This is a genomic window from uncultured Cyclobacterium sp., from assembly GCF_963976465.1.
Taxonomy (GTDB): Bacteria; Bacteroidota; Bacteroidia; order Cytophagales; family Cyclobacteriaceae; genus Cyclobacterium.
Map to the genome: position 1 here is coordinate 1 of NZ_CAXBOC010000660.1, position 2,370 is coordinate 2,370.

Here is a 2,370-nt window from a genome sequence, read left to right on the forward strand (position 1 = left end):
CGTCTTTAAACTCCAAAGAGAGTTTTGCCAATTCGCTTTTGCTCGCCGGTGATCCGGAGAGGTCTGTCACCTTCCAATCATGGTCGGCTAACTCTACCGGTTCTGAATTGCAAGAAAAAAGGAATACGGTAAACAATAGGAAAAGCCCTGATTTGAAATATAAATTCATTGTATGATGGGTTTTGTTATACATACGGGATTAAAATCCCTTTTTGAATAGTACCACAAACACCATTCTAAAAACGAATTATGTAACAATTTTTCTTGGAATATCATGAGGAAGCCTGGTCAATAGTTCATAATTGACCTGCTGAGTGGACTCACCAAAAGAGGCAACAGTAATTTCATTTCTTTTTTGGCGGCCAATGATGACAACTTCGTCTCCCTTATTGACTTTTTTCAGGTCTGTTACATCTATTGAAATGGTGTTCATGGTGACATTGCCAACCACAGATAGCACCTTTCCATGAATTAATACCTTTCCAAGATTACTTAGGCTTCTTCCGAACCCATGGCAATATCCCACTGGTACTTGGGCGATAAGCATATCTCTCGATGCCATATAGCTGTTGCCATAACCAATAAAGTCTCCTATTTTTATTTTTTTAAGACTCATGACTTGACTCTTCCAGCTAATTAGTCGCTTTAGCGGATTCTTTTTGTTGGGTGCCAGTTGCTTGAATTTAAACATATAGGTCTCTTGACTAGGCCAAAATCCATATTGAGCGATACCAATTCTTACCATGTCCATGATGGTTTCTGGGTAGCTTAGGGAGGCCGCTGAACATGCGGTGTGATACCTGTCAAAGCCAATTCCCTTACTATTGAACCAATCTTTGAATTTATGGTATAGCTTGATCTGGTTCTGTATCCTAACATAATTGGCCACACTTTCTGCACCAGCATAGTGGGTGCACAAACCACATAGCTGTATATGGTCGCTATTCTCTAGCAGACTAGCCAAGAGTTCTTCTTTTTCCTCCCATTCAAAACCTGTTCGATGAAAGCCTGTCTCTACCTCAATATGGATTTTTGCTTTTTTACCCAGCTCTTTTGCTTTTTTTACGGCTGCTTCTAGCCTATCCATTTCAAAACAATAAAAGCTAATACCATTGTCTATTAAATAGGGAAGGTTTTCATTTTCAACCATCCCCATTATCATGATCTGGCTGTTCTTTTTTGAAGCATTTTGAGCCCTAATGGCCTCATCTGTACTAAAAGCACTAAAATGCCTTATGCCTGCATTTTCAGCAATTTTTACAATATTTTCTATCCCATGACCGTAAGCATTTCCCTTAATTACTGAAGAGATGGTTACGTCTTCTCCTATTTGACTTTTTATAAACCGTATATTGTTATTATATGCACTTTTACTAATCGCCAGGAATGAGGTGTGCTCCATTATTTTAATGATTTAATCTTTGTATAATTGTGCAAAATATATCAATTCCCGTGGGTAGCAATTCATCAGGGAAGTCATAACTGTTTTCGTGTAGTTGTGGATGGTTGACTCCGGCACCTAAACCAAAAAGATAACTTTTGGTAGTGGCCGATAATACTCCAAAATCTTCAGACCACCGAAATGGTTCTGTAGCCTGCCTCTTTTGCAATCCCAAATTATCGACTGCTTCGTTTACGAGATCACCGGCTTTCGTTTCATTTTCCACCACTTGAAATTCTTCAGTGAAACTAATGGAACATTCCAAGCCTTGATCAGCTGCAATTCTGCGTGATATGGAGCAAGCATTATCTGTCAAGTTTGTCATGATATCATTGTCAAAAGTCCGAAGGGTAGCCATCACTTTGGCCTCTCCCGGTGTGGTGCCAAAAGCCACTTCACCCAGTTGGGCATGAATGATAGTTACCAAGGAAAAACCAGGCATCTGTTTTGGGAGCTCTTGTAATGCTGAAATCAATTGACAAGTTGCATTTGCGGGACTTATGGCGTCTTCCGGGTGGGCTGCATGACTAGTTCTTCCCTTCAAGTCAATGATCATACCTTTAGAGGCAGCGGTAAATGCCCCTTTTTTTAATACCACTTCACCCAAAGTATAACCGGGGAGGTTGTGTAGTGCAAAGGCGAAGTCCGGTTTTATTTTATTATAATTCGGTGATGCTATGACATCTTTTGCACCCATTCCTGTTTCTTCAGCCGGCTGAAACAATAAGATCACTCGCCCCTTTTTTGGCCTTTGTTTACTTAATGTCAGTCCAATGCCACAAAGTATTGCCATATGTCCGTCATGCCCACAGGAATGGGCTACTCCTGGATTGTTGCTTTTATAGGTGAAGTCGTTATTCTCAGTGATAGGTAAAGCATCGAGTTCAGCTCTAAATAGCGTGCTTGGCCCTTTCTCATCCCCATTGAAA

2 protein-coding genes are annotated in these 2,370 nt (G+C 40.5%); both read right to left on the reverse strand.

Going from position 1 to position 2,370, the window contains the following annotated elements:
• Positions 1-247: 247 nt before the first annotated feature.
• Positions 248-1,402, reverse strand: coding sequence for an alanine racemase (alr, locus tag AAC037_RS23550; protein ID WP_339906074.1), 1,155 nt, complete (start codon positions 1,400-1,402; stop codon positions 248-250).
• 4 nt (positions 1,403-1,406) lie between these two features.
• On the reverse strand, positions 1,407-2,370 hold a 964-nt coding region (locus AAC037_RS23555), incomplete at its 5' end, for an amidohydrolase (protein ID WP_339906076.1).